Genomic DNA, 18,813 nt, shown 5'->3' on the forward strand with positions numbered 1-18,813 from the left:
CCCCAGGCCGACGACGCGCCGGGCGTCTTAAGAACCGCAATCGACACCTAAAACACCCGCCGAGCGCCACAAGAACTGCAATCGACAACTAAAACACCCACCAAGCGCCACAAGAACCGCAACCGACACCCAAAACACCCGCCGAGCGCCACCAGAACCGCAACCGACACCCGCCCCCGACTTTCGCCGAAAATCGACGCGCCGGCCGGCTGAAAACCTCACATCCGCAGCCCATCCCCCTCAACAGCCACCACATCATCCCCGCCAAGCGCCTGATAAACCGAGACCTGATTCACCAACCGATTCAGCATATTCTCATCGCTGGCCACCTCAGCCACCCGCCGTTTCTCCTGCGCATCCAGCCAATCCCGCAGCGGCACCGCCCCCGCCCGATACCTGACTTCATACAGCCGCTCAGCCTCCCGAGCCGCCCGCAACGACAGATCCAGCTGCGCAGCACGAATCGACAATTGCGTCCGATTCGACAGCGCATTCTCCACATCCGCCATCGCCTGATACAGCGTCTGCCGGAACGTCACCACCCGCTCATCAAAATCCGCTTTCGAAATCCGGATATTGAGCTGCATCTGGTTCCATTGCAGAAATGGCAACGTCAACCCCGCCCCCAACGTCCCGATCGGATTCTTCAACACATCCGACAACGTCGGGCTAGAAGTGCCCAGCGCCCCCGTCAACGTCACCGGCGGATAAAAGCTAGCCCGCGTCGCATCCACGGTAGCCAGCGACTCCCGCAACCGCAGCTCCGCCGCCCGCAGATCCGGCCGCCGCCCCAGCAACTCCGCTGGCACCCCCGCCCGCGCCTCCGGCAACGCACTCGACGGCAACCGCATCGGATCTGCCGTAATGTGATCCGGCGGCCCATCGAACAGAATCGTCAACGCATTGATGTACTCCACCCGCTGCTGCACCAGCAACGCATGCGCCGCTTCCTGGCTGGCAACCGTCTGCTCCGCCTCAGCCAGCTCCAGCGCCGACGCCCCGCCCGCCGCGTACTGCGCCCGCACCAGATCCTGCGTGCGCCGCGCGTAGGCAATGCTCTCCTCGCTGCTGGCGATGCGTTGGTTGATGAACGCCGTCTGCCAATACAACGTCGCCGTCGTCCCCACCAGCGACAGCGCCGCGGCCTGGCGGTCCTGCTCCGTCGCCAGCGCCTCCCACTGCGCCGCATCCCGCTGGCGCGCCAGCTTGCCCCACAGGTCCACCTGATAGCTCACCGTCAGCTCGGCCGAATTGGCCCGCGTGATCGCGCGATCCCCATACAGATTGCGCACCCGAGACACGTTCGCGTCCCCGCCAAACTGCGGCATCAGCTGATCATCCGCCAATCCCGCCTGATACTGCGCCCGCCGCACCCGGATCGCCGCCGCCGCCAGATCGTTGTTGCGCGCCAGCGCCGTCTCCACCAACCCGTTCAGCACCGGATCCTCGAAATTGCGCCACCAGTCGCCACCATCGGCCAGCGAAGCCTGCGCGCCCGCATCAGCGCCCGCCCCCGCATAAGTCCAGGACGCCGGCACACTTACCGCCGGCCGCTCGTAATCCGTACGCAGCAGACCGCACCCGCCCAGCGCCAGCAACAGCACCACGCCCAGCGGTTTGCACACAAGAGAAACTGCTTTCATCTTCCTCATTCCCGGGCCAACGCCTCGACGGGATCCAGGCGCGCCGCGTTGCGCGCCGGCAGATAGCCAAAAATCACACCGATCAGCGTCGAGCACGTGAATGCCGCCACCATCGATGCCGTGGAATAGATCATCTGGAACGAGCCGCCCGTCGCCTTGCTGACCAGCACGCCCAAGCCCAGCGACAACAGGATGCCCACCGCGCCGCCGATCAGGCACACCAGCACCGCCTCGATCAGGAACTGCTGCATGATGTCGCTGCGCCGCGCGCCCACCGCCATCCGCACCCCGATCTCGCGCGTGCGTTCGGTCACCGACACCAGCATGATGTTCATCACCCCGATCCCCCCCACCATCAGCGAAATCAGCGCGATCAGCGACACCAGCAGCGTCATCGTCGCCGTCGTGCGCTCGATCGTCTTGCGCACCGCATCCGTGTTGAACACGAAAAAGTCCTTCACTACGTGCCGGCGCGTCAGCACCCGCACGATGGCCTGTTCGGCGGCGGCCGGCGGCGTTGCGTCGTTCACGCGCACCGTGATGCTCTTCAGGTGCTGCTGCCCCAGCACCCGCGACAGCGCCGTTGTATAGGGAATCCACACGTTCAGCGAATCGTTGCTGCCAAACACCGTGTCCTTCTTCTGCGTCACCCCGATCACGCGCGCCGGCATCGACCCAAGGAAAATCACCTGCCCGATGGGCTCCGTATGCGACCCGAACAGCGCACGCCGCGTGCCCTCGTCGATCACCACTTCCTGCGCGCGGCGCGCCACGCTGGTCTCGTCAAAGAACTTGCCCTCGGCCAGTTTGATCGCGCGCACCCGGAAGTATTGATCGCCCACGCCCTGGATCGACCCATTCACCGACACGTTGCGGTAACGCAGCGTATTGCTCGTGCCCACTTCCGGCGTCACGCTGTCCACATACGACTCGCGCGCCAACGCCTCGGCGTCCGCCGCCACCAGCGTGCGGATGTTCACCGCCTTCTCGTCGCCGAAATCCTTACCCGGAAAAACCTCAACCGTGTTCGTGCCGATCGCGCTGATGTCTTCCAGGATCTTGCGCCGCGAGCCCTCGCCCAGCGCCACCACCGACACCACCGCCGCAATGCCGATGATGATGCCCAGCATCGTCAGTGACGTGCGCAGCCGATGCGCGTTCATCGCCAGCAGCGCCATGCGCAGCGCCTCGCCGCAGCGGTCCAGATACGCCTGCCAGGCCGGCCGCTGGGCCATCGCCGGGGCCTCGTCCAATGCCGTCTGATGGCGCGGCGCGTCCGGATTGCGCTTGTCCGCGACGATCTCGCCGTCACTGATCTCGATGATGCGCTGCGCGTGGCGCGCCACGTTCATATCGTGCGTGACGATGATGATCGTGTGTCCCGCCGCGTTCAGTTCTTCCAGGATGCGCAGCACCTCCTGGCCCGTATGCGTGTCCAGGGCGCCCGTGGGCTCGTCGGCCAGGATGATGTCGCCGCCGTTCATCAGCGCCCGCGCGATACTCACGCGCTGCTGCTGACCGCCGGACAACTGGCCGGGCCGGTGCTCGGAGCGATCGGCCAGGCCCAGGCGCGCCAGCAAGGCCGAAGCCCGTTCCAGCCGCGCCTCGCGGCGCTTGCCCGCGTAGACGGCCGGAACCTCCACGTTGCCCTGCGCGCTCAGGTCCGCCAGCAGGTGATAGCGCTGGAAGATGAACCCGAAGTGCTCCCGGCGCAGCTCTGCCAGCTCGTCCGGATCGAGCTCGCCCGTGCTGCGGCCGTCGACTTTGTAATCGCCGCGCGTGGGCCGGTCCAGGCAGCCCAGGATGTTCATGAGCGTCGACTTGCCCGAACCGGACGCCCCCACGATCGCGACCATCTCGCCCGCCTCGATCGTCAGGTTGACGTCCTTCAGGACCGCAATCGTCTGGTCGCCCGCCGGAAACTCGCGGCGCACGCCCGACAGGGAAATGAGCGGACCGCTCATGTCAGGCTCCCGGCTTGGCGGCGGCCGGCGACGAATCCGCCGACACGACGCGTTCGCCCACCTCCAGGCCTTCCAGCACCTGCGCCTGCACATTGTTGTTCATGCCGATGCGGACCTGGCGCGTCTCGGTCTTGTTGCCGTCCAGCACCACGCGCACCTCGTAGCGCCCGTCCGCGCCGCGCTTGCCCAGCGCCGACGCCGGCACCACCACCGCCCCCTTGGCCTCGCCCAGCACGATGAAGACCTGCGCCGTCATCGAGATGCGCAGCTTCTCGTCGGGGTTGGGCACGTCGAACAGCCCGTTGTAGTAGACCGCGGCGCTGGTGGAGGTGCTGGTCGAGGACGTCAGCGACGACGCCGCGTCATCCTTCTGGATGGAATCCGGGGCCGGTTCCACCGCGCGCAGCGTGGCGCGGTAGCGCTCGTCCGGTTCGCCCAGGATCGTGAAGTAGACCGGCAGCCCGGGCTTGACCCGCGTCACGTCGGCCTCGGAGATCTGCGCCTTGATCGTCATGGTGTCCACCTGCGCCACCTTGATGATGGTGGGCGCGCTCTGGATGGAGTTGACCGTCTGGCCTTCTTTGGTCACCACCGCCACCACCATGCCGTCGATCGGCGAGACGATGCGCGTGTAACCCAGGTTGACCCGGGCCGTGTCCACCTGGATCTCGGCCTGCGCGATCTGCGCGTCCAGCGACGCGATCTCGGCACGGGTCACGGCCAGCGTGGCCTCGGCGGTTTCATAGGCCTCGCGCGAGCTGGCGTCGGCCGCCAGCATCATGCGCTGGCGCTTGAACGCCAGTTCGGCCTGCTTCAGCGTGGCGACCTTGGCCGCCCGCTCGGCGCGCCGCGTCTGCAGCGCCGCTTCGGCGTTGCGCAGCTCGTTCTGCTGGGTCAGGTCATCGATCTCGGCGACCAGTTGTCCTTTCTTGACGCGATCGCCCAGTTCCACCTTCAGGGACTTGAGCTGGCCCGTGGCCTGCGCACCGACGCTGACGCGTTCGATGGCGTCGATGGTGCCGCTGGCCAGGACGCTGTCTTCCAGGTCCGCGCGGGACACCTCGGCCACGGCGAAGGTAGGCGGCGGCGGCGCCGAAAAGAATGCGGCGCGCGCACCGAAGACAAGAAGCAGGAGGATGACGGCTATCAGGACGTAGCGCTTGAACTTGCTGCGGGACTTTTTCATTGAACCTGGACGATGGGAACGGCAAGGCGCCACGGGCGGCGCCGGTAATGCTGCAAACAAGCGGCGTAATTCGCAGGTGAATTGCGCCGGGCGGACGTGTTCCGTTGCGTGAACGATACAACGATCCCAGGACGGTTGCGGAACCGTTTTACCGCACCTGCCGCGAACGTGCCGTCATCTTGCCGAATAAGCGCGAGACTTGTCCGGTAGAGACCGTTAACTTCGCAATGTGACTAGTCACTGTCCGCTGCAGCGCAAAATCGCATCGCCTCGACATAGCCGGACGTTACGAACAGAATGAATGCAGTTAAGCCGTGTCTACCTCCAACAGATCCCCCTCCTCGCCATCCAGTTCCCCGGAATTTTCCGGGGCGGTGCTTTTGTGCCTGCTGGCAATGATGAATCATGTGGCGCTGACCGGGGGACGGATCACCGTTTCCCTGACGGCGCTTCAGATGGGGCTGTCCACATTCACGGTGGGCACGCTGGTGGCGGTGTTTGCCGTGCTGCCCATGCTGTTTTCGGTCCGCGCGGGTCGCTGGGTGGACCGGGTCGGCATCGTCCGTCCGCTGGTCATCGGCACCACATTGGTGGCCTTCGGCACGCTACTCCCCTCTATTCCACAAACCCAGTCCGCGCTGCTGGTGGCGTCCTGCTGCATCGGCATCGGCTTCATGCTGCATCAGGTCGCCACGCAGGATCTGCTGGGACACGCCGAACCCGAAAAGCGGCTGCGCAATTTCTCGTTCATGTCATTGGCCCTGGCAGGGTCGGGATTTTCCGGTCCTTTGATCGCCGGTCTGGCCATTGACCACCTGGGTACGCGCACGGCCTTCGGCCTCCTCGCCGTCGGGCCCCTGGTCTCGGGAATCGGCCTGTATGCGCTGCGGCATCAGTTGAAGGCCGTCGACGCTGCCATCACCGGCGTGCGAGAAGCCCAGCGCCGCCGGGTGACCGAGTTGCTCGCCGTGCCCGCCTTGCGCCGAGTCCTGATGGTGAACACCATCCTGTCCGGCGCGTGGGATACCCACCTGTTCGTCGTACCGATCTTCGGCGTGGCGATTGGCTTGTCCGCCACCACCATCGGCGTCATTCTTGCGTCATTCGCGGCGGCAACTTTCGTTATCCGGCTGGCTTTGCCGCTGATCCAGCGCCGGGTGCGATCCTGGACACTGGTGCGAGTGGCCATGGCCACCGCGGCGATCGACTTTGTGCTTTACCCGCTGTTCACCGACGTTACCGTCCTGATCGTGCTGTCTTTCATCCTGGGACTGGCGCTGGGCTGTTGCCAACCCAGCATGCTGTCCCTGCTGCACCAATACTCGCCGCCGGGCCGCGCCGCCGAAGCAGTGGGCCTGCGCATGGCGCTGATCAACGGTTCGCAGGTGTCCCTGCCGTTGACCTTCGGCGCGCTGGGTGCGGTAATTGGCGTTGCCCCGCTTTTCTGGGCCTATTCCGTGGCGCTGATGGCCGGGGGCTGGGCCAACCGAAATCCTCCGCACGAGCCTGAACGGAAAACGTAGTTGTGAACAAGCAGTCCTCCCCCTCCGACATCTCCGGCGCGTCCTTGCCCTTCCGGCTCTGGACGGCAGAAGAACGCCAAGCCTCGCTCGACGACGCGCTCAAACACTGGCAAGCCGGGGAAGACGTCTGGGTATTCGGGTACGGATCCCTGATCTGGCGGCCGGATTTCGACTTCCAGGAACGGCGCCTGGCCACGCTGCGCGGCCACCACCGGGCGCTTTGCCTGTGGTCGCGGGTGAACCGGGGCACGCCCGAATGCCCGGGCCTGGTGTTTGGACTGGATCGCGGCGGTTCCTGCCGGGGTGTGGTCTACCGCCTGGCCGGCGACCAGGTCCCCAATTACTTTCCCGCCCTCTGGGAACGCGAGATGTCCACGGGCGCCTACCTGCCCCGCTGGATCAACTGCGCCACGGACGAAGGGGTCGTCCGCGCCCTGGTCTTCATCATGAACCGCAGCAATCCCGCCTATATCCGCGCACTGCCCGAGCCGGAACTGCTGGAGATCGTGCGCCGCGCGGCGGGACGCTACGGCCCGTGCACGGACTATGTGGTGCAGACCGCCCAGGCCCTGCGGTCCGCCGGCATCCACGACGCCCGGCTCGACGCGATCGCACGCCGGCTGGAACTGGACGGCCACCCGCTGCCCGAAGGTCCCTAACGCCCAAGGGGCAAGCAGGCGCGGCGAACTTGCCCGGGGCCTGCGCGGGGTCAATGAGGGGCCGGTCTTCCAGGCGGTATAAACTCCCTGTTATCAACGCTGAACCCCTAAGACCATGTCCGTCTCTGATCTGCGTCAAAGCTACGAAAAGAATGTGCTCCTGGAAAGCCAGGCCGCCCGCTCCCCGTTCGAGCAATTCACCCGCTGGTTCGACGAGGCCCTCGCGGCCAAAGTGCCCGAACCCAACGCCATGACCCTGGCGACGGTGGATGCCAGCGGCCAGCCCAGCGCCCGCATCGTCCTCATCAAGGGCTTTGACGACCAAGGCTTCACGTTCTTCACCAATTACGAATCGCGCAAGGGCCTGGATCTGCTGGCCGAACCGCGCGCCAGCCTGCTGTTCTTCTGGCAGCCGCTGGAGCGCCAGGTCCGCATCGAGGGCGTGGTGGATAAAGTGGCCGCCGAAGAGTCGGACGCTTACTATCACAGCCGCCCGGCCGGATCGCGCATCGGCGCCTGGGCTTCGCGCCAGAGCCAGCCCATCACCCGCGAAGAACTGGAAGCCCGCGAAAAGGAATTCCGCGAACGCTTCGGCGAACAGCCGCCGCGTCCGCCGCACTGGGGCGGCTACCGTCTGAAGCCCACCGCCTTTGAGTTCTGGCAAGGCCGGCCGTCCCGCCTGCACGACCGCCTGCGCTACGTCGCGGACGGCGCGGACTGGAAGATCGAACGCCTGTCTCCCTGATACAGGCGCCCCCGACGCGGGGCGTCCCCACGCCGGGCGCCTCCCGCGCCCGACCGAACTGTCTACTGCATGTCCGCCTCCTCCCCTGATTTCGATTCCGTCTTCTTTCGCACCGCATTGGGCCGTTACGCCACCGGCGTGACGGTCGTGACGACCGCCGGCCAGGACGGCGCGCCCATCGGCCTGACGGTCAGCTCGTTCAATTCGGTCTCGCTGAACCCGCCGCTGGTGCTGTGGAGCCTGTCGCTGGGCTCCTCGTCGCTGGAGGCCTTCGAACAGTGCGAGCGCTACGTGGTAAACGTGCTGAGCGCGGATCAGATCGCGCTGGCGCGGCGCTTTGCGACCGGCAAGACGCCGGACCGCTATGCCGGACTGCAGGTGCATTACGCGCCGGGCGGCACGCCGATGCTGGACGGGCACTGCGCCGCGTGGTTCGAGTGCCGCAACCGCAGCCGCTATGTCGAAGGAGATCACGTCATCATGGTCGGAGAAGTCGAACGTTGCGGTCATAGCGGCGAGCCGCCGCTGGTGTTTCACGCTGGCGGATTCGACCTGACGCCGGCCGGCACGCGCGCCGAGAAGGCCAAATCATGAGCGTCGACGTCGATTGCGTCGTCATCGGCGCCGGCGTGGTCGGGCTGGCGATCGCCCGCGCGCTGGCCCAATCCGGCCGCGAGGTGCTGGTGGCCGAGGCCACCGAGGCCATCGGCACCGGCACCAGCTCGCGCAACTCCGAAGTCATCCACGCCGGCATCTATTACCCCGCCGGAAGCCTGAAGGCGCGGCTATGCGTGCGCGGCAAGCATCTGCTGTACGCGTACTGCGCCGAGCGCGGCGTGCCGCACAAGCGGCTGGGCAAGCTCATCGTCGCCACCAGCCCCGAACAGGCCACGCAGCTGGAAGGCATCGCCCAGCGCGCCCGCGCCAATGGCGTGGACGACCTGCAGTACATCGCGGGCGAAGAAGCCATGCGCCTGGAGCCCGCGCTGCAATGCACCGCCGCGCTGGTGTCGCCGTCCACCGGCATCGTGGACAGCCACGCGCTGATGCTGTCTTTTCAGGGCGACGCCGAAAACGCGGGCGCCCAATGCGTCTTCCATACCCCGCTCGTGTCGGGGCGTGTGCGTCCTGAAGGCGGCTTTGAACTGCAGTTCGGCGGCGATGACGCCATGCAACTGACCTGCAACGTGCTGATCAACTCGGCCGGCCTGCAGGCGCCCGCCCTGGCGCGGCGCATCGAAGGCGTGCCGGCAGACAGCATCCCCACCGATTACCTGTGCAAGGGCAGCTATTTCACGCTGTCCGGGCGCGCGCCGTTTTCGCGCCTGATCTATCCCGTGCCCCAGCATGCCGGCCTGGGCGTGCACCTGACACTGGACATGGGCGGCCAGGCCAAGTTCGGCCCCGACACCGAATGGGTCGGGACCGAGGACTACACGCTGGACCCATCCCGCGCCGAGGTGTTCTACGAAGCCGTCCGCACCTATTGGCCAGCGTTGCCGGACGACGCGCTGGCGCCCGGTTACACGGGCATCCGGCCCAAGATCTCGGGCCCGCACGAGCCGGCCGCCGACTTCGTCATCGCCGGACCCGCCGTGCATGGCGTGCCCGGCCTGGTGAACCTGTTCGGCATCGAATCCCCCGGGCTGACCTCCAGCCTGGCCCTGGCGGAAGAAACCCTGGCGCGCCTGTCCGCCTGATCTCCGCCCGCTTCCTCTTTCTTATTCATCCATTTCCGCCATGCAGCACAACGACTACATCCTGACCCTGTCCTGCCCCGACCGCACCGGCATCGTCTACCGCGTCAGCGGCCTGTTGTTCGAACTGGGTTGCAACATCCTGGATTCGCAGCAGTTCGGCGACGAAGAGACCGGCCGGTTCTTTCTGCGCGTGCACTTCGACCTGCCGGTCGGCGCCTCCGCCGACGACCTGCGCACCCGCCTGGACGCCATGTCCGCCGACTACGGCATGGAACTGAAGCTGCACGACGCGCGCCGCAAGGAACGCCTGCTCATCATGGTCAGCAAGCAGGGCCACTGCTTGAACGACCTGCTGTTCCGCGTGCACAGCGGCCATCTACATGCCGAAGTGGCCGCCATCGTCTCGAATCACAACGACTACGCCGGCCTGGCCGCCACCTACAACATCCCGTTCCACCACCTGCCGGTCACGCCCGACACCAAGCTGGAACAGGAAAAGCAGGTGCTCAAGATCGTCGACGAGGCGAACATCGACCTGGTCGTGCTGGCGCGCTACATGCAGATCCTGTCCGCCGACATGTGCCGCGCGCTGACCGGACGCGCGATCAACATCCACCACAGCTTCCTGCCCAGCTTCAAGGGCGCACGCCCCTACCACCAGGCGCATGCGCGCGGCGTGAAGATCATCGGCGCCACGGCCCACTACGTCACCTCGGACCTGGACGAAGGCCCGATCATCGACCAGGACATCGAACGCGTCGACCACACGATGACCGCCCAGGACCTGACCCAGGTGGGCAGCGACATCGAATCCCTGGTGCTGTCTCGCGCCGTGCGCAGCCACGTCGAACACCGCATCCTGCTGAACCGCAACAAGACCGTCGTGTTCCGCTGATCCTCACGCCTTTGACGGGACCGCGGCGGGCGGTTGCAACGGCGGAAACGCCTGGGCCACCAACGCCACCGCGCGCTCCTGCAAGGGCGAGCGCGCCGCATCGGGCCAGATCACCTGGCTGATCGAGCGCGCATCGTGTTCAAACGCAATGAACCGCGTGCCCGCCAGCCCGCTGCGCGACAGGCACGCCGGCACGATCGACACCCCCAATCCCTGCGACACCAGCGACGCCACGCTCAGCCAGTGGCGCACCTCGTGCCGGATCGCCGGCATGAAGCCGGCCGACACGCACATGGCCAACACGGTTTCGTAATAGCTGGGCGAGGCCGCCCGCGCGAAGAAGACAAAGTCATCCTCCGCCAGCTCCGCCAGCCGCAGCGTCGTGCGCTGCGCGAGCCGATGCGCGTCCGGCAGACACACGACGAACGGCTCGGCCATCAGATCACGCGCCTGCACGCCGTCCGGCACCGGATTGGCGTGGATGAAGCCCAGATCCTGCTCGCCGCGCCGCACCGCCTCGATCTGGTCATGTGAGTTCAGTTCGGTCAGCACGTGCTCCACGTCGGGCAGTTCCGTGCGCATGGCGCTCAGCAGCGCGGGCAGGCCCCGATACAGCATCGACCCCACGAAGCCGATGCGCAGCCGGCCCCGCAGGCCCGCGTCCACCTGGCGCACCAGCGTGCGGACCTCTTCAGCCTGGCGCAGCAGAATCAGGGCCTCGTGGTAGAGCGCCTGGCCGGCGTCGGTCAGCTCGACATGCCGGCTGGTGCGGGCCAAGAGGCGCGCGCCGATGTTCTCTTCCAGCTGGCGGATCGCGTAACTGAGCGGCGGCTGCGAGATGTGCAGGCGCGCCGCCGCGCGGCTGAAATGGCGCTCTTCGGCCACGGCGATGAAGTAGCGCAGCAGCCGGGGTTCCAAGTCCATGCGTCCCTCCTTAAGGCATATCTATATTTTTTTTGGATTGATCTACATCAAAACAGTATTTGAATAGATAAATCAAGGCCCTCACCATAGGACATCTCCCCGTTCGACCCGGATGCCGCCATGGATACCCCTGCCTTGCCCGTTGCCGCCACCGCCACGCCCGTCCCGGATTCCCGCGGGCTGAACCTGTTCAGCGCCGACCCATACGCCGAGGCGCTGAGCCGACGCTACCTGCCGCCCGCCCTGCACGCGCATCTGTTGCCGCACCTGAGCCGGTTGGGCGAACTGGCAGGCGGGGTGATGGACGAACTGGCTTCCGTGGCTGACAAGCATCCGCCCACGCTGTCCGTGCGCACCCGGGCCGGCACGGACGAGTCCCGCATCGACAAGCATCCGGCCTACGTCGAACTGGAACGCCTGGCCTATAGCGAATTCGGGCTGGCCGCCCTGTCCCACCGGGGCGGGGTGCTCGGCTGGCCCGAGCCCATGCCCGCCGCCGCCAAATACGCGCTCAGCCATCTCTTCGTGCAGGCGGAGTTCGGCCTGTGCTGCCCGGTCAGCATGACGGACTCGCTGGCGCGCACGTTGCGCAAATTCGGCGACCCGGCACTGGTCGAACGCGTGCTGCCGCAGGTGACGTCGCAGGACTTCGACACGCTGCGCCAGGGCGCCATGTTCATGACCGAACAGGGCGCGGGCTCGGATGTCAGCGCCACCGAAGTTACGGCGCAAGCGCAGGACGACGGCACTTGGCGCATTCACGGCGACAAGTGGTTCTGCTCGAACCCCGACGCCGGCTTTGCGATGGTGCTGGCCCGCAGCGAAACGGACCCCGGCCTGAAGGGCGTGTCGCTCTTTCTGCTGCCGCGCGACCTGGCGGACGGCACGCACAACCACTACCGCATCCTGCGCCTGAAGGACAAGTTGGGCACGCGCTCCATGGCCAGCGGCGAAATCCGTCTGGAAGGCGCGGTGGCCTGGCTGGTGGGCGAACGCGGCCGCGGCTTCAAGCACATGGCCGACATGATCAACAATTCGCGCCTGTCCAACGGCATGCGCGCCGCGGGCCTGATGCGCCGCGCTGTCACTGAAGCCGTCTATGTGTCGCAGCATCGCCGCGCCTTCGGCAAGCGGCTGATCGACATGCCGCTGATGCAGCGCCAGCTCGTCAAGATGATCGTGTGGGCGGAACAGGCGCGCAGCGTGATGTTCCAGACGGCGCGCGCGCTGGCCGACGCCGATCAAGGCGCGGCGGACCCCGCGCTGGCGCGCATCCTGACACCGCTGATCAAGTTCCGCGCCTGCCGCGACGCGCGCAAGGTCACCGGCGACGCGATGGAAGTACGCGGCGGCTGCGGCTACATCGAGGAGTTCACCGACCCGCGCCTGGTGCGCGACGCGCATCTTGGTTCCATCTGGGAAGGCACCAGCAACATCGTCGCGCTGGATGTCCTGCGCGCCATCAAGAAAGAACATTCCCTGCCCGCGCTGCGCAGCCACATCGACCGCCTGCTGGCGGACGGCGCGCCCTGCCCGCCCGAACTGGCCGATCTGCAGGCCAGCGCCCTGGAAAAGACCTACGCGCTGGCGGAACATGCCGCGCAAGGCGACCATGCCCAGCTGGCGCGCCAGGCCGCATCGCTGCTGTATCACGCGGTGTCCATGGCCGCGTTGCGCTGGGAAGCCACCGGCACGGGTCTGGAAAGCCGCGCGCGGCTGGCCGACCAGGTGCTGCTGCACCGCCTGGCGCCGCGCGATCCCTATGCCATCCCGCCTGACGAAAGCGCGGCCTGCCAGGCCATCCTGCAGTACGCGCTGTAACGCCCATCCGGCTTTTGCAGTAACCCGACGCCGGCGGCACAGCCGGCGCGCCATCCACTGGAGACATGCATGAAACGCTATTTCACCCCCCTGTTCCTGGCGGCCGCCGCCATCGTCGCGGCCACCCCGGCCGTTGCCGCAGACGCCTACCCCACTGCGCGGCCGGTCACGCTGGTCGTGCCCTTCCCGCCCGGCGGCCCCACCGACGCGCTGGCGCGCCGCCTGGCCGAAAAGCTGCGCGAGCCGCTCAAGCAGAACGTCATCGTCGAAAACCGCAGCGGCGCGGGCGGCAACATCGGCTCTGAATACGTCGCGTCCGCCAAGCCCGACGGCTACACCATTCTGTTCGGCACGTCCGGCCCGCTGGCCATCAACGTCAGCCTGTACAAGAAGCAGAACTACAACCCCGAGACCAGCTTCGCGCCCATCATCCGCATCGGCCACCTGCCCAACATCCTGGTCGTGAACCCGTCGGTGCCCGCCAACAACATGCAGGAGCTGATCGCCTACGCGCAGAAGAATCCGGACAAGCTGAGCTACGCCTCGTCCGGCAACGGCGCGTCGTCGCACCTGGCCGGCATCCTGTTCAACCGCATGGCCGGCACCAAGATCATGCACATCCCGTACAAGGGCACGGGCCCCGCGCTGAACGATCTGCTGGGCGGCCAGGTGTCGATGTCGTTCACCGACATCCTGACTGCGCTGCCGTACATCAAGGCGGGCAAGCTGCGCGCCATCGGCCTGGCCAGCGCGCAGCGTTCCGACGCGCTGCCCGAGCTGCCGACGCTGTCCGAGCAGGGGCTGAAGGGCTATGACGTCAGCGTCTTCTTCGGCATCGTCGCGCCCAAAGACACCCCGGCCGATGTGGTGAACACGCTGAACCAAGCCTTCAAGACGGCGCTGTCCGATCCCGCGATCGAGCAGACGCTGCGCATGCAGGGCATCGTCGAAGCGCAGGACAAGACGCCGCAGGGTCTGTCCACCTTCATCACCACCGAAGTCCCCAAGTGGCGCGAGCTGATCCAGAGCGCCAACGTTTCCATCGACTGACGCGAAGAATTCCATGGCTCACACCCTACCCAATGCCGGCGCCCTTGCGGGCTGCAAGGTGATCGATCTGTCACGCGTGCTGGGCGGTCCGTACTGCACGCAGATCCTGGCCGACCACGGCGCCGACGTGCTGAAGATCGAGCCGCCCGGCGGCGACGAGACGCGCGGCTGGGGTCCGCCCTTTCTGGGCGAGACGGCCTCGTACTTTGTCGGCGTGAACCGCAACAAGGACGGCATGACGCTGGATCTGTCGCAGCCCGCCGGGCAGGAACTCCTGCGCCACCTGCTGGCTGACGCCGACGTGCTGGTCGAGAACTTCAAGCCCGGCACGTTGGAAAAGTGGGGCCTGGGCTATGAAGACCTGAAGGCGGCCTTCCCCGCGCTGATCCATTGCCGCGTCAGCGGGTTCGGCTCGGACGGCCCGCTGGGCGGCTTGCCCGGCTACGACGCGTGCGCGCAGGCGATGTGCGGGCTGATGAGCGTAAACGGCGATGCGGACGGCGAAGCGACGCGCGTGGGCCTGCCGGTGGTGGACATGGTGACGGGGCTGAACGCAGCGGTGGCGATCCTGCTGGCGCTCAATGAGCGCACGCGCAGCGGGCTGGGGCAGTTCCTGGACATCACGCTGTACGACTGCGCGCTGTCGCTGCTGCACCCGCATGCGCCCAATTATTTCTACAGCGGCAAGGTGCCGCAGCGCAGCGGCAACGCGCACCCGAACATCGCGCCGTACGAAACCTTGCCGACCGCCAGCGGGCCGATCTTTCTGGCCGTGGGCAACAACCGCCAGTTTGCGATGCTGGCGCAGACGCTCGATGCGCCGGCGCTGGCCGAGGATGCGCGCTATGCCACGAATGCAGACCGCCTGCGCCATCGCCAGGCGCTGCGGGACGATCTCTCTGCGCTGCTTGCCCGCCATGAAGCCGCCGCGCTTGCCGACCAACTGCTGCGCGCCGGCGTGCCTGCCGCCGCCGTGCAGACGGTCGATCAGGCGCTCGCGCATCCGCATACGCGGCATCGCGGCATGGTGCTGGAACAGGGCGATTACAAAGGCGTGGGCTCGCCCATCAAGCTGTCGCGAACGCCCGCCACGCTGCGCAAGCTGCCGCCAGACCTGGCGCCGCCAGCCGGGCAGGACTGATCCCGCATCGATGACCCCGCCCGGCGCCCGCCGGGCTTTTTTTGCTGCAGCGTTTCCGCTTGGCCAGGTGTCAGACACCCGCATATCCGGTGTCACAGACTGACGGCCCACTCGCCCGGGTGTCTGACACCGTCCGAAATGGACCGCTATCCCCGCGCGCAACAACTTAGACATTTGGTTTCAGCACATCGCCCTATTGCCGCCGTAGACTTTTTTTGCATTTTGCGTCGCATCTGCACGCTTTCCCGAGCCACATAAAAAGGCGAGCCACATAAGAGGAAATAAAAGACTATGGCCACGACAGACTCACAAGACCACGGCCAGCTGAAACGGGTGATGGGCCCGAAGCTGCTTCTGCTATTCATTGTTGGCGACATCCTGGGCACCGGCGTCTACGCACTGACAGGGCAAGTGGCCGCTGAAGTCGGCGGCGCGGCCTGGCTGCCGTTCCTGGTCGCCTTCGGGGTGGCCCTGCTGACCGCGCTGTCCTACCTTGAATTGGTCACCAAGTACCCGCGCGCCGCGGGCGCCGCGCTCTACGTCCACAAGGCGTTCGGCGTGCACTTCCTGACGTTCATCGTCTGCTTTACCGTCATGTGTTCCGGCCTGACGTCGGCCGCCACCGCCTCGCAGGCCTTCGCCGCCAACCTGTTCGCCGCGATGGGCATCGAGGCCGAAAAGCACTGGATCACGCTTGGCGCGCTGGGCTTCATGACGCTGGTCATGCTGGTCAACTTTCGTGGCGCGACTGAAAGCGTTCGCGCCAACGTTGTGCTTACGCTGATCGAGCTGTCGGGTCTGCTGATGGTCATCCTACTTGGCTTTTACGCCATCTCCGGCGGCCAGGCGGACTTCTCGCGCGTCGTCGCGTTCGACACGCCCGAGGACAAGAGCGTGTTCCTGGCCGTGACCTCGGCCACCGCGCTCGCGTTCTTCGCCATGGTCGGCTTCGAGGATTCGGTCAACATGGCCGAGGAAACGCACGATCCCAGCCGCATCTTCCCGAAGGTCATGCTGACCGGCCTGGGCATCACGGCACTCATCTATGTGCTGGTGTCCATCTGCGCCGTTGCGCTGGTGCCGGTGGGCGAACTGGCCAAGAGCAGCACGCCGCTGGTGCTGGTGGTCAAGCGCGCCGCGCCGGATCTGCCCGTGGAGTACATCATGCCGATCATCTCGATGTTCGCCGTGGCGAACTCGGCGCTGATCAACATGATGATGGCCAGCCGCCTGTTGTACGGCATGTCGCGTCAGGGCGTGCTGCCGTCGTTCCTGGCGCACGTGCACCGCAAGAACCAGACGCCGTGGACGGCCATCCTGTTCACGACGGCGCTGGCCTTCGGCCTCATCATCCTGGTCTCGCTGACCGACTCGCAGGCGATCCGCGCGCTGGGCGGCACCACCGCGTTGCTGCTGCTGGGCGTGTTCGCGTTCGTGAACGTCGCGGTGCTGGTGCTGCGGCGTGACAAGGTCAAGCACAAGCACTTTTCCATCAACCGCATCGTCCCGTGGCTGGGCGCCGCGGCCTGCCTGTTCCTGGTTACGCCGCTGACGGGCCGTGACGTGATCCAGTACCAGGTCGCCGGCTGGCTGCTGCTGCTGGGCGTGGTGATGTGGTTTGTGACCTGGCTGGCACGGCGCCGCGAGGCCAAGATGGAGCTGGATCCCTCGGCGCTGGAGTGATGCGTGGCGCCACGGCTGAGGCACCCTCAGCCGGGCGCCTCAGCCTCACGTATTGGCCGCGGCGTCTCAGCGAGGACGCCCCCCGCCGGGCCTGGCGCCGCAGCGCGGCGTCAGCCGCCCACCGCCAGCCCTTCGCGGCGCGGGTCCGCGCCGCCTTGCAGGCCCTTCGCGTCGATGACGATGCCGTGGATGCCGCTGGGAAACTCGGTGATGCGCACCGGGTGCCCCATGCTCTCCAGTTCCAGCGCCAATGCTTCCAGCGCCGTGCCCTTCTCCAGTTCGGTTTCCTTGTTGCGGCTGCCCATGTTGGGCAGGTCGATTGCCGACTGAATATCGAGATTCCAGTCCAGCACGCCCACGAGCGTCTTGGCGACGTAGTTGATGATTGCGCTGCCGCCCGGCGAGCCCACCAGCACGTAAGGCTTGCCATCGCGTAGCACCATCATCGGCGCCATCGAGCTGCGCGGGCGCTTGCCCGGCTCGATGCGGTTGGCGACGAGCCGGCCTTCCGGGTCCTTGAACGACGACGAAAAATCGGTCATCTCGTTGTTCAGCAGAAAGCCTCGCACGAAAATCTTGCTGCCAAATTCGCTTTCGATGGTCGTCGTCATGGTGAGCGCGTTGCCTTGCGCGTCGACCGCCACGAGGTGGCTGGTGGACGGCAGTTCCAGCGCGTTGTCCTTGCCCAGCGACAGCAGCTTGCCTTCGGGGTCACCGGGCAGCGCGACCTTCATGCTGCGATCCGGCTGGATCAGCGCGCCGCGCGCGCGCAGGTAGGCGGGGTCCAGCAAGGCGCGTACCGGGACGCGCTCGAAGTCCGGGTCGGCCACGTAGAAATCGCGGTCGGCGAAGGCCAGCCGGCCGGCTTCTGAAAAATAATGCACCGCCTGCGCCGTGCCCGGCGCGTAGCGGCTCAGCGGAAACTGCTCCAGCTCGCCCAGCATCTGCAGGACGGCGATGGGACCGCTGCTGGGCGGACCCATGCCGCAGAGTTGATAGCCGCGGTACGCGCCGCACACGGGGTCGCGCGTCTTCGCGCGATAGTCTGCAAGGTCCGCAAGGGTAAGGTCGCCCGGCTTCTCATGCTTTTGCACCGCGGCCACGATGTCGCGCGCGATATCGCCTTGGTAGAACGCGTCGGCGCCTTGCGTTGCCACCGCGCGCAGGGTGCGTGCAAATTCCGGGTTCTTCAGCACGTGGCCCACGGGCCAGGGAGCGCCGTCCGGCGCATAGAAATACGCGGCCGCCGCGGCCTGCTGCGGCAGCGCCTTGTTGCCGGCCAGCAGCGAATGCAGGCGCGGCGACACCGCAAAGCCCGCTTCCGCCAATTCAATGGCCGGCTGGAACAGGTCGGCCCACGGCAGCTTGCCGTGCGTCTTGTGCGCCAGTTCCAGACCGCGCAACAGGCCGGGCACCGCCACCGACATGCCGTTGTTGACGGCCTGCGCAAAGGGCAGCGGCTTGCCTTCGGCATCCAGGAAGCGATCAGGCCGCGCGGCCGCGGGCGCGGTCTCGCGGCTGTCGATGGTGCGGATCTGGCCGTCCGCCGCGGAGTACAGCACCATGAACGCGCCCCCGCCAATGCCCGACGATTGCGGCTCGACCAGATTCAGCACAAGCTGCGTGGCAATGGCGGCGTCCACCACGCTGCCGCCGCGCCGCAGCATCGCTTCGCCCGCGCGGCTGGCTAGCGGGTTGGCCGACACCATCATGAAATGCGGCGCGCGCACCAGCTGGCGCGCCTGGACGCCGCTGGCGGCTTCGGGATTGATGTCCTCGGCTGCGGGCGGCGTGCGCGCCCAACTGGCGGAAACAAATGGCAGGCCGGTTATCGCGGCGGCGAGCAGCAGGGCGGCGTGGCGGCGTAGGCGCATGGATG

At 66.7% G+C, this 18,813-nt stretch carries 15 protein-coding genes; 10 read left to right on the forward strand and 5 right to left on the reverse strand.

Translation table 11 applies throughout. From position 1 onward, the window contains the following. Positions 1-218: 218 nt before the first annotated feature. Genes AC6CIE_RS27465 through AC6CIE_RS27475 form a run of 3 tightly spaced genes read right to left on the reverse strand, consistent with a single transcriptional unit; the run spans position 219 to position 4,793 of the window. Positions 219-1,643: an efflux transporter outer membrane subunit gene (locus tag AC6CIE_RS27465; RefSeq protein ID WP_498094927.1), complete on the reverse strand. Its 1,425-nt coding sequence runs from the start codon at positions 1,641-1,643 to the stop codon at positions 219-221. A 5-nt stretch (positions 1,644-1,648) separates the two neighbouring features. Continuing rightward, positions 1,649-3,607 carry a MacB family efflux pump subunit gene (locus tag AC6CIE_RS27470; protein WP_175123247.1) on the reverse strand — a complete coding sequence of 653 codons (1,959 nt, stop codon included), beginning with the start codon at positions 3,605-3,607 and terminating at the stop codon, positions 1,649-1,651. A gap of 1 nt (position 3,608) precedes the next feature. Then, a complete protein-coding gene (locus AC6CIE_RS27475; protein WP_218344945.1) occupies positions 3,609-4,793 on the reverse strand; it encodes an efflux RND transporter periplasmic adaptor subunit in 1,185 nt (394 codons plus the stop codon). A gap of 314 nt (positions 4,794-5,107) precedes the next feature. Between AC6CIE_RS27475 and AC6CIE_RS27480 the strand changes: the two genes are divergently transcribed. The 6 genes from AC6CIE_RS27480 (at position 5,108) to purU (ending at position 10,315) form a co-directional block, all read left to right on the forward strand. Further along, positions 5,108-6,316: an MFS transporter gene (locus AC6CIE_RS27480; RefSeq protein WP_498094929.1), complete on the forward strand. Its 1,209-nt coding sequence runs from the start codon at positions 5,108-5,110 to the stop codon at positions 6,314-6,316. A gap of 2 nt (positions 6,317-6,318) precedes the next feature. Beyond that, complete coding sequence (locus AC6CIE_RS27485) at positions 6,319-6,975, forward strand: gamma-glutamylcyclotransferase (RefSeq protein WP_175123249.1); 657 nt, start codon at positions 6,319-6,321, stop codon at positions 6,973-6,975. A 115-nt stretch (positions 6,976-7,090) separates the two neighbouring features. Next, on the forward strand, positions 7,091-7,720 hold the full coding sequence (gene pdxH, locus AC6CIE_RS27490) for a pyridoxamine 5'-phosphate oxidase (RefSeq protein ID WP_498094931.1): 630 nt from the start codon (positions 7,091-7,093) through the stop codon (positions 7,718-7,720). A 69-nt stretch (positions 7,721-7,789) separates the two neighbouring features. Further along, on the forward strand, positions 7,790-8,314 hold the full coding sequence (locus tag AC6CIE_RS27495) for a flavin reductase family protein (RefSeq protein ID WP_175138841.1): 525 nt from the start codon (positions 7,790-7,792) through the stop codon (positions 8,312-8,314). Further along, on the forward strand, positions 8,311-9,420 hold the full coding sequence (locus tag AC6CIE_RS27500; protein WP_498094933.1) for an NAD(P)/FAD-dependent oxidoreductase: 1,110 nt from the start codon (positions 8,311-8,313) through the stop codon (positions 9,418-9,420). Before AC6CIE_RS27495 ends, AC6CIE_RS27500 begins: the two co-directional genes overlap by 4 nt. A gap of 40 nt (positions 9,421-9,460) precedes the next feature. Further along, complete coding sequence (gene purU, locus AC6CIE_RS27505) at positions 9,461-10,315, forward strand: formyltetrahydrofolate deformylase (protein WP_175138843.1); 855 nt, start codon at positions 9,461-9,463, stop codon at positions 10,313-10,315. 3 nt (positions 10,316-10,318) lie between these two features. Here purU and AC6CIE_RS27510 read toward each other — a convergent pair whose 3' ends face one another. Further along, complete coding sequence (locus AC6CIE_RS27510; RefSeq protein WP_498094935.1) at positions 10,319-11,239, reverse strand: LysR family transcriptional regulator; 921 nt, start codon at positions 11,237-11,239, stop codon at positions 10,319-10,321. A 120-nt stretch (positions 11,240-11,359) separates the two neighbouring features. On the opposite strand from AC6CIE_RS27510, the gene AC6CIE_RS27515 reads away from it, so the two are divergent. From AC6CIE_RS27515 to AC6CIE_RS27530, 4 genes are all read left to right on the forward strand, one after another. Further along, positions 11,360-13,060, forward strand: coding sequence for an acyl-CoA dehydrogenase family protein (locus tag AC6CIE_RS27515; protein WP_498094937.1), 1,701 nt, complete (start codon positions 11,360-11,362; stop codon positions 13,058-13,060). A gap of 69 nt (positions 13,061-13,129) precedes the next feature. Beyond that, entirely contained in the window at positions 13,130-14,110 is a 981-nt protein-coding gene (locus AC6CIE_RS27520; RefSeq protein WP_218344949.1) for a Bug family tripartite tricarboxylate transporter substrate binding protein, read from the forward strand. Positions 14,111-14,123: 13 nt separating this feature from the next. Next, positions 14,124-15,251, forward strand: coding sequence for a CaiB/BaiF CoA transferase family protein (locus AC6CIE_RS27525; RefSeq protein ID WP_191577769.1), 1,128 nt, complete (start codon positions 14,124-14,126; stop codon positions 15,249-15,251). Positions 15,252-15,542: 291 nt separating this feature from the next. Next, on the forward strand, positions 15,543-16,934 hold the full coding sequence (locus tag AC6CIE_RS27530) for an APC family permease (protein ID WP_175123258.1): 1,392 nt from the start codon (positions 15,543-15,545) through the stop codon (positions 16,932-16,934). A 110-nt stretch (positions 16,935-17,044) separates the two neighbouring features. On the opposite strand, the gene ggt is transcribed toward AC6CIE_RS27530, so the two are convergent. Then, a complete protein-coding gene (gene ggt / locus AC6CIE_RS27535; RefSeq protein ID WP_495602214.1) occupies positions 17,045-18,808 on the reverse strand; it encodes a gamma-glutamyltransferase in 1,764 nt (587 codons plus the stop codon). Positions 18,809-18,813 lie beyond the last annotated feature (5 nt).

Source organism: Achromobacter sp. GQ309, from assembly GCF_059759315.1.

Excerpts from the sequence above, each read along its gene's own strand:
- AC6CIE_RS27475 (WP_218344945.1), bottom strand. The coding sequence starts at position 4,793 with ATGAAAAAGTCCCGCAGCAAGTTCAAGCGCTACGTCCTGATAGCCGTC.
- ggt (WP_495602214.1), bottom strand. The coding sequence starts at position 18,808 with ATGCGCCTACGCCGCCACGCCGCCCTGCTGCTCGCCGCCGCGATAACC.
- AC6CIE_RS27515 (WP_498094937.1), top strand. The coding sequence starts at position 11,360 with ATGGATACCCCTGCCTTGCCCGTTGCCGCCACCGCCACGCCCGTCCCG.
- pdxH (WP_498094931.1), top strand. The coding sequence starts at position 7,091 with ATGTCCGTCTCTGATCTGCGTCAAAGCTACGAAAAGAATGTGCTCCTG.
- AC6CIE_RS27525 (WP_191577769.1), top strand. The coding sequence starts at position 14,124 with ATGGCTCACACCCTACCCAATGCCGGCGCCCTTGCGGGCTGCAAGGTG.
- AC6CIE_RS27500 (WP_498094933.1), top strand. The coding sequence starts at position 8,311 with ATGAGCGTCGACGTCGATTGCGTCGTCATCGGCGCCGGCGTGGTCGGG.
- AC6CIE_RS27465 (WP_498094927.1), bottom strand. The coding sequence starts at position 1,643 with ATGAAAGCAGTTTCTCTTGTGTGCAAACCGCTGGGCGTGGTGCTGTTG.
- AC6CIE_RS27520 (WP_218344949.1), top strand. The coding sequence starts at position 13,130 with ATGAAACGCTATTTCACCCCCCTGTTCCTGGCGGCCGCCGCCATCGTC.
- AC6CIE_RS27495 (WP_175138841.1), top strand. The coding sequence starts at position 7,790 with ATGTCCGCCTCCTCCCCTGATTTCGATTCCGTCTTCTTTCGCACCGCA.
- AC6CIE_RS27510 (WP_498094935.1), bottom strand. The coding sequence starts at position 11,239 with ATGGACTTGGAACCCCGGCTGCTGCGCTACTTCATCGCCGTGGCCGAA.
- AC6CIE_RS27530 (WP_175123258.1), top strand. The coding sequence starts at position 15,543 with ATGGCCACGACAGACTCACAAGACCACGGCCAGCTGAAACGGGTGATG.
- AC6CIE_RS27470 (WP_175123247.1), bottom strand. The coding sequence starts at position 3,607 with ATGAGCGGTCCGCTCATTTCCCTGTCGGGCGTGCGCCGCGAGTTTCCG.
- purU (WP_175138843.1), top strand. The coding sequence starts at position 9,461 with ATGCAGCACAACGACTACATCCTGACCCTGTCCTGCCCCGACCGCACC.